6 protein-coding genes are annotated in these 7,856 nt (G+C 69.4%); all 6 read left to right on the top strand.

The window, feature by feature from the left end; all coding sequences use genetic code 11:
• Positions 1-612: 612 nt before the first annotated feature.
• The 6 genes from SM452_RS26225 to dpgD all read left to right on the top strand — a co-directional run bounded on the left by SM452_RS26225 (position 613) and on the right by dpgD (position 7,848).
• Positions 613-1,602 carry a ParB/RepB/Spo0J family partition protein gene (locus SM452_RS26225; protein WP_355510829.1) on the top strand — a complete coding sequence of 330 codons (990 nt, stop codon included), beginning with the start codon at positions 613-615 and terminating at the stop codon, positions 1,600-1,602.
• A gap of 699 nt (positions 1,603-2,301) precedes the next feature.
• The gene (locus SM452_RS26220; protein ID WP_355510826.1) at positions 2,302-3,249 is read left to right on the top strand and encodes a ParB/RepB/Spo0J family partition protein; all 948 of its coding nucleotides are present in this window, start codon (positions 2,302-2,304) and stop codon (positions 3,247-3,249) included.
• Between the two features lie 753 nt (positions 3,250-4,002).
• A complete protein-coding gene (gene dpgA, locus SM452_RS26215) occupies positions 4,003-5,109 on the top strand; it encodes a 3,5-dihydroxyphenylacetyl-CoA synthase DpgA (RefSeq protein ID WP_355510823.1) in 1,107 nt (368 codons plus the stop codon).
• Positions 5,106-5,765 carry an enoyl-CoA-hydratase DpgB gene (gene dpgB, locus SM452_RS26210; RefSeq protein ID WP_463840910.1) on the top strand — a complete coding sequence of 220 codons (660 nt, stop codon included), beginning with the start codon at positions 5,106-5,108 and terminating at the stop codon, positions 5,763-5,765. Before dpgA ends, dpgB begins: the two co-directional genes overlap by 4 nt.
• Positions 5,762-7,063 (top strand): (3,5-dihydroxyphenyl)acetyl-CoA 1,2-dioxygenase DpgC, encoded by a 1,302-nt coding sequence (gene dpgC, locus SM452_RS26205; protein ID WP_463840909.1) that lies wholly within the window; start codon positions 5,762-5,764, stop codon positions 7,061-7,063. The genes dpgB and dpgC overlap by 4 nt, the downstream gene beginning before the upstream one ends.
• Positions 7,060-7,848, top strand: a complete 789-nt coding sequence (gene dpgD / locus SM452_RS26200) for an enoyl-CoA-hydratase DpgD (RefSeq protein WP_463840908.1) — start codon at positions 7,060-7,062, stop codon at positions 7,846-7,848. Before dpgC ends, dpgD begins: the two co-directional genes overlap by 4 nt.
• Positions 7,849-7,856: the final 8 nt, after the last annotated feature.

The raw sequence follows: 7,856 nt of genomic DNA, 5'->3' as shown, positions 1-7,856 counted from the left end.
GGCGCAGCAGCGGCCGGCAGCTCCACCGCCCCGGTCCGGCACGGTCGAGCGACTGGTGCGTGCTATGACGTCCCGCAGCATCCGGATGGTGGGTAGACGCCGTCCAGGGGTCCCGTTGGCGTGAGCAGGGTCGCCGGCGCCGCTGCCGCCGGCGACGAAATCTCAGACCCCGATGGGCGGGTCCCTCACGGCGTTGCCGGGCGCGATTCACGAGCTGAGTGCTGCCCGCACTGCCGTGATGTCGTTCGTCGACGGCAACTATCAACTTGTCGACGGTAATATCCCACCGTTCAAGCGGCACTGTCGGCGCCGGCGGCGGATGTCCCAGCGGGAGAGAGCCAGCCTCAAGCATGGCGACTGCTGGAGCAGCGCTGTATGATTTCTTGCAAGTTACGACCAAAAGGCGACTGGACACCATCCGTCCGGTCGACCCTTTGTCCGACTGCTCACCGGCTTCCCAAAAACAATTTCCGCAGGCATCTCCATCAACAGAGGTGATCACTCGGATCTGGACAGTCGGACACCGCCGCAGGCCCTGTCTGCCGTGCTTACCATTTCACCGAGCTGAGCGGGTTGAAGTCTGCTTCGGGGGGGCTTGGCATGGCTGAGACAATGAACAACACGGTGCTTCGGATGGTTACGCCGGCATTCGACGACGATGTCGTACCGGAGCGGGAACCGATACGCGCCAGCGGCAGCGACGATTCGCATTGGCTGCCGGTGACCGCGTTGCACCCCGGGGACTCGCCGCGGCGCGCGGGCGAGGACATCGGCCACATCGAGATGCTGGCGTCCATCGAGGAGCGCCTGCCGCCGATCGTGGTGCACCGCGACACCATGCGGGTCATCGATGGTATGCATCGCCTGCGGGCGGCCAAGCTGCGCGGGGACGACCGGGTCGAGGTTCGCTTCTTCGACGGCAGTGAGCAGGAGGCATTCGTGTTGGCGGTGACCGCCAACACGACCCACGGCCTGCCGCTGTCTATCGGAGACCGTGCGCTGGCGACCGAACGCATCATCGCCTCGCAGCCGACGTGGTCGGACCGGGCCATCGCGGAGGCGGTCGGCCTCGGCGCTCGGACCGTCGGCAACATCCGCCGCCGTATGCAGGACCAGGCCGAGGTGGAATCGGTCACCGCCCGCACCGGCAGGGACGGCCGGGTGCGTCCGGTGGACAACAGCGTGGGCCGGCTGCGGGCGTCCGCCCTCATCAAGCAGCGTCCCGATGCCTCGTTGCGAGAGATCGCCCGCGAGGTGGGCGTCTCGCCGTCGACGGTGCGCGACGTGCGGCTGCGCCTCGAGCGCGGCGAGGACCCCCTGCCGCAGGCGCGCCAGCGCCGGGAGAAGCCGGCCGTCCGGGAGGCGATCTCGCGCATGCTCCAGGGCCTGCAGAGCGACCCGTCCCTGCGGTTCACCGAGTCGGGCCGGACTCTGTTGCGGTGGGTGCACTCGCGGGCGATCCGGGCGGAGGAGTGGGCCGAGGTCGAGCACAAGGTGCCGGCGCACTGCGCCTACATCCTCGCCAACGTGGCCCGCTGCTGTGCCGACGAGTGGCTTCAGATCGCCGAGGAGCTCGAGCAGCGCACCACCCGCCCGGCCTGAGGAAGGCGTTCGCGCGGCGGGCAGACCGCCACGAGCGGCAGCCCGCCGGTGCCACCACGTTGTACCGGTATGCGGCAGGTGCGCCCCCTGCGGATGTGTCAGTGACGACTCGTGCATCGGGTTGGAGGAAAACGACACTGACCCGAACTCCGCTGATCCGGTCGGTGAAGATCGGGTCGAGGTATCACAATGCCCGCTGTGAACGGTGTCTCCTATGGGACTGATACCGGTAAAGACGCCGAGAGGATTGGGGGATTCCGTTGGGTCGGCAGCTTCTAGTAGCTTGTTCCTTTGTGTCGGAATTCGGCAGTTCTGCCGGTCGGTGCCCGGGCGGCGCCAAAATCGGCGTTCCTGACCAGGGGTTGAGATGGGTGTAAGTGCTGCCTGCGGGGTTGCCGATCGCCTCTGATCGATGTTATTTTCGGGCCGATCGGAGCTTGGTGCCCAGTGCGTCGATGTGGTCAGCAGCAGCGCGATCGTGACGGGGGAAGATGGTTGCCTGAGTGCGTGGTCTGGCGTGTTCGCGTTCACATTCCCTATTGGCGGCCCAGGGTGCCTTTACCTTCGGCCGCCTGATTCACGCCGCTCGGTCCTGACTCTCGTGCGTGTCCGGATGCCGCTGCGAGACGCGTACATCCTATCTTTGGAGTTCCTTTGCCAGATGAGGAAGAGGAGTTAAGCCGTAAACCCCTGGTTCGAATGGATGTCAGCGCGTTGCGCCTGGACGGATCCCTCCGGCTCGCCGGCCTGTATCCGGACCATGTCGAGAACATGGTGGCCGCGCGGGATGATCTGCCGCCGATTGTGGTGCACCGGCCGACGATGCGCGTCATCGACGGTGCTCACCGCGTCCGGGCGGCGCTCCAGCGTGGCAAGACGTCCATCACCGGGCGATTCTTCGACGGTTCCGAGGCCGAGGCGTTCGTGCTGTCGGTCTCGCTCAACGTCGCACACGGCCTGCCGCTCGCCCTCGCCGATCGCAAACGCGCTGCGGAGCGCATCGCCGGCCTCTATCCACAGTGGTCCAACCGTCGGGTCGCCGCCGCGGCCGGCATCTCGCCGGGCACCGTCGGCGACATCCGCCGACGGTTGGCCGGGGACACCGCGCCCGGCGCCAGCCGGATCGGCAAGGACGGCCGGGTGCGTCCGCTGGACAGCAGTGCGGGCCGTCGGCTGGCCGGCCGGTTGATGACCGACAACCCGAACATGTCCCTCCGGCAGGTCGCCAAGGCCGCGGCGATATCCCCGGAGACGGCCCGCGACGTCCGCAACCGCCTGCTGCAGGGCGCGGAGGTGGTGCCGACCCGGCGGCCCCGCGGCGGCGCGTCGGCGGCACCGGCCAACGGAGGCCGGGAGCCGCGGCCGCTGAATCTCATCCACTCCGGCGGCGAGCCGGCGCCCGCGCTCGACCGTTCCGCCCTCGTTCAGCGGCTGATGGCCGATCCGGCGCTGCGCTACTCCGAAACCGGGCGCAACCTGCTCCGGCTGCTGACGCTGCACGCCCGCTGGGCCGAGGAATGGGACACCATCGTCGACAACGTGCCGCCACACTGCACCGACGTGGTGGCCGACCTGGCCTGCCAGTTCGCCGATCTGTGGGCCGGTTTCGCCACCCGGGTCGGTCCGGGACAACGCGCGACGGGTTGATACACTGCCCGCCGCCGCGAACGCCGAGATCCAGGGTCCACCGGGCGCGCGGTGAACGGCTGACGAGCCGGTCCAGTCGCTGTTCTTCGCAGCGGGCGTGGTCGAAGCTGTCGTGCGCGGTGGAGGCGGCGCCAGGCGGGAGCTGCGCCGTTTCCTGTTGCACGACCGCGCGCCGCGGTGACGGACCGAGGCGTCCTGTTCAACCGACGTGCGGGCTCCGGTTGCACAGTCCGGGATCCGTGATCGATCGCCGCTCAGGTTGATCGGTCGAAGCCGAGAGTGAGTTTGATTCTTGACACGCGTCGGTTCATTCGCGGCGCGGCAGACCTGGTTGTGCTCGGAGCCGACCATGAAGTGGGACTTCGGGAGGCGAGCACGCTGCGTTTCCTCGGGCTCGACGGACGGCCGGACCCCGAGCCGTTCCTGGCGGCGACGCACCGTTCTCGCCGGCGCGGGCCAGCGTGGGGCAGCTCGCCTCGGCCTGCCACATCAGCAGGCAGATCGCCGAACGTCTCTCCGTCACGGTGAGCGCGGTGGAACGGCAGATGACCAGGATCTGTCGCGAATTAAATGTAAGGGGCCGTCCCGGACGCCAACGCCTGATGGGGGTTGGACAGCGGTTTGACGTATGTGAGGTGCCTCCTTACGGTCGCGGGGTCAGGGTTATTCGCGTTCCTCGGAGGTCGGGATGTCTGCGGCATCAGTCAAGGAGCTCATTCGTACCAAGCGCCGGATGTGGGGGTGGATGTACCGATGACGGCCACCCTCGACGACCCTGCTGATTCGGTATCCATAGCGGTGCCGTCCGCCATTTCGAGAATTGTCGGAGTAGGTACGGCGGTGACCGGAACGACGGTCACCCAACCCGAATTGCTGGGCCTACTCGGGATAGACGACCCCCGAGTCCGGTCGGTTTACCTGAACAGTGCGATCGACACGCGCCGCCTCACGTTGCCGGAGCCCGACGCGACCGGCCTGCGTCGTCCCGAGCCGCAGGGCGAGCTGCTGGCGAAACACCGCCGCCTCGCTGTCGAGATGGGCAGCCAGGCGCTCCAGACCTGCCTGAAGCGGGCTGGCGCCGCCCTTTCCGACCTGCGCCATCTCTGCTGCGTGACGTCGACCGGCTTCCTCACGCCCGGCCTCAGCGCGCTGCTCATCAAGCAACTCGGCATCGACCCGCACTGCAGCCGTTCGGACATCGTGGGAATGGGCTGCAACGCCGGCCTGAACGCGCTCAACGTGGTGGCCGGCTGGGCTGCGGCGCACCCCGGCGAGTTGAGCGTGGTGCTGTGCACCGAGGCATGCTCCGCGGCGTACGCGCTCGACGGCACCATGCGTACCTCGGTGGTCAACAGCCTTTTCGGCGATGGCGCGGCAGCCGTGGCAGTGGTCAGCGACCATCCGGGCGAGCTGCGTCCGGGCCCCCAGATCCTGAAGTTCGCCAGCTTTCTGATCACCGACGCGATCGACGCGATGCGCTACGACTGGGACAACGACCTGAACCGGTTCAGTTTCTTCCTCGACCCGCAGATCCCGTATGTGGTGGGAGCCAACGCCGAGACCGCGATCGACCGCCTGCTCGCCGGCACCGGCCTGCGCCGCAGTGACATCGCTCAGTGGCTGGTGCACTCCGGCGGCAAGAAGGTCATCGACGCGGTCGTGGTCAACCTGGGGCTGAGCCGGCACGACGTGCGGCACACCACCGGCGTCCTGCGCGAGTACGGCAACGTATCCAGCGGCTCGTTCCTGTTCTCTTACGAGCGGCTGGTCGAAGAGGGCGTCACCCGCCCCGGCGACTACGGAGTTCTGATGACCATGGGTCCCGGTTCGACGATCGAGACGGCGCTGGTCCAGTGGTGACCGCGGCGGGAGTCGGCGATCTCGTCCTGCACGTCGACGGACGTCAGCCGGTCTCGCCGGCCGTCGTCGAGATGGTACTGGCGGTCTGCGAACGGGCCGAGGACGACTACGGCGCGGGCCTGTTGACGGTGTACGTCTCCGGTGCCCCGCAGCCGGGCTGGACCCGCGACGTCAACGTCGGGCTGCTGACCAAATGGGAACGTGCCGTGCGCCGGATCGAGCGGATCGGCATGGTGACCGTGGCTGTCAGCGCGGGCGACTGCGGCGGTACGGCGCTCGACCTTCTGCTGGCCACCGATATCCGGATCGCTGTCGCGGGCACCCGCCTCGTCGTGCCGGTGAGCGTTGACGCAACCTGGCCCGGAATGGCGTTGTACCGGCTCGCCCGGCAAGGCGGACGGCTGCGCCGGGCGGCGCTGCTCGGCACGCCGGTCGACGCCGGGGCGGCCGTCGAGGCCGGCCTGCTCGACGCCGTCGTCGACCGGCCGGACGACGCGCTGGCTGAGGTCGCAGCCGCGGTGGCCGGCCTGTCCGGCAAGGAACTGGCGATCCGGCGGCAACTGATGGCCGAGGCCACCGAGCACAGCTTCGAGGAGGCGCTCGGCGCGCACCTGGCCGCCTGCGACCGAGCCCTGCGCCGGGTCGCGGTCTCATGAGCATGGCCAACCTGCCGCAGAGCATCGCCGCCGAATCGGTGCGCGTGGCTGAAGGCGCCGCTCACGTCGACCGGGTCCTCGCGGCCATGCCACTGCCCACCTGCCGCACCACGCAGCAACGAGCCGAGGCGGCGGCCGCGCACGACGCGGCCCGCCGCTGCCGGGCGCGCTTCCTGGACGCGTACGCCGATCAGGTCTACGACGAGATCACCGCCGGTCGTAGCAGGCATCTGCGGCTGGACGAACTCGTCGAGGCCGCCGCCGACGCGTTCCCGGGGCTGGTGCCGACGCCCGCGCAGATGGCGCTGGAGCGATCCCGGGTCCAGGCGGACAAGGAAGGCCACGAGATCGACCAGGGCATCTTTCTGCGGGCGATCCTGAGGTCGGGGCCGTCCGGTCGGCACTTGATGACCGCGATGCTGCGGCCCACCGACCGAGCCCTGCGGTTGCTTCCCGAGTTCCGCCGCACCGGGCTGCTGGTGACCGAGGCGGTGCGGCTGGAACGGCGCGACGGGGTGGCGCGGCTGACCCTGTGTCGGCAGGATTGTCTCAACGCCGAGGACGAGCGGCAGGTCGACGACATGGAGACCGCCGTCGACTTGGCCCTGCTGGACCCGGCGGTACGGATCGGGCTGGTGCGCGGCGACGAAATGAGCCACCCCCGCTATCAGGGCCGTCGGGTGTTCAGCGCCGGGATCAACCTGAAGAGCATCAGTGCCGGCCGCATCTCGCTGACCGGGTTCCTGCTCAGGCGAGAGTTGGGCTACCTGCACAAGCTCGTCCGGGGCCTGGCTGACGACGATCTGCACCGGTGGCTGCCGCCGGTGCAGAAGCCGTGGGTCGCCGCGGTCGACACATTCGCGATCGGCGGTGGATGCCAGCTTCTGATGGTCTTCGACCACGTGCTCGCCGCCGCCGACGCCTACCTCAGCCTGCCCGCCGCCCGGGAGGGCATCGTGCCGGGCGCCGCCAACCTGCGCCTCGGCCGGATCGGTGGCCCTCGGCTGGCTCGTCAGGTCATTCTCGGCGGCCGCCGGATCGAGGCCACCGAGCCGGCCGCCGGCGTGCTCGTGGACGAGGTGGTGCCACCCGGTGAGATGGACGCGGCGGTCGAGAGCGCGCTGGCCCGGCTGGCCGGCGACGCCGTCGTGGCCAATCGCCGAATGATCAACGTCGCCGACGAGTCTGTCGACGACCTGCGGACCTACCTGGCCGAGTTCGCGCTGGAGCAGGCGCTGCGCATCCATGCCCCCGACGTGCTGGCCAAGACCGGCCGGTTCGTGGAGCGCCCGGCATGACTGTGGACTACGCGAAGGCCGGCCACATCGCCCGGGTCACGCTGGACCGGCCCGAGGTGCTCAACGCCATGAACCTGCGGATGCACGAGGAACTGGCCGAGATCTGGGACGAGATCGAGGCCGACGACGAGGTCCGGGTCGCGGTGCTGACCGGCGCGGGGGACCGCGCCTTCTCGGTCGGTCAGGATCTCAAGGAGAGCGCCCGCCTCACCGCGTCGGGTGCCCCGGCCTCGTCCTTCGGCAGCCGGGGCCGGCCCGGCTGGCCCCGGCTCACCGAGCGGTTCGAGTTCAGCAAGCCGGTGGTCGCGCGAGTCGACGGGTACGCACTCGGCGGCGGTTTCGAGCTCGCCCTCGCCTGCGACCTGATCATCGCCTCCGACCGGTCGGTGTTCGCGCTTCCGGAGGTACGCCTCGGGCTCGTCCCCGGCGCCGGCGGCGTCTTCCGGCTCATCCGGCAGATGCCCGCGAAGGCGGCCATGGGTTACCTGCTCACCGGCCGGCGCTTCGACGCCGCGACCGCCCACGCCTACGGACTGGTCAACGACGTGGTGCCGGCCGCGCGGTTGGACGAGTGCGTGGCGGGCTGGGTCGCCGACCTGGTCGCGAGCGCGCCGTTGTCGGTCCGAGCGATCAAGGAGGCCGCGCTTCGCTCGGTCGACCTGCCGCTGCCGGACGCCTTCGACGCCGACTACCGCTGGGAGGATCGGCGGCGGCACAGCACCGACGCCGCCGAGGGCGTCCAGGCTTTCCTGGCAAAGCGGACGCCGCTGTGGTCGGGGAAATGAATCGGGGC

This window comes from Micromonospora sp. SYSU B005 (genome assembly GCF_055362685.1).
Note: the sequence above shows the minus strand (reverse complement) of the source record. Positions and strands in the feature narration are given on the sequence as shown.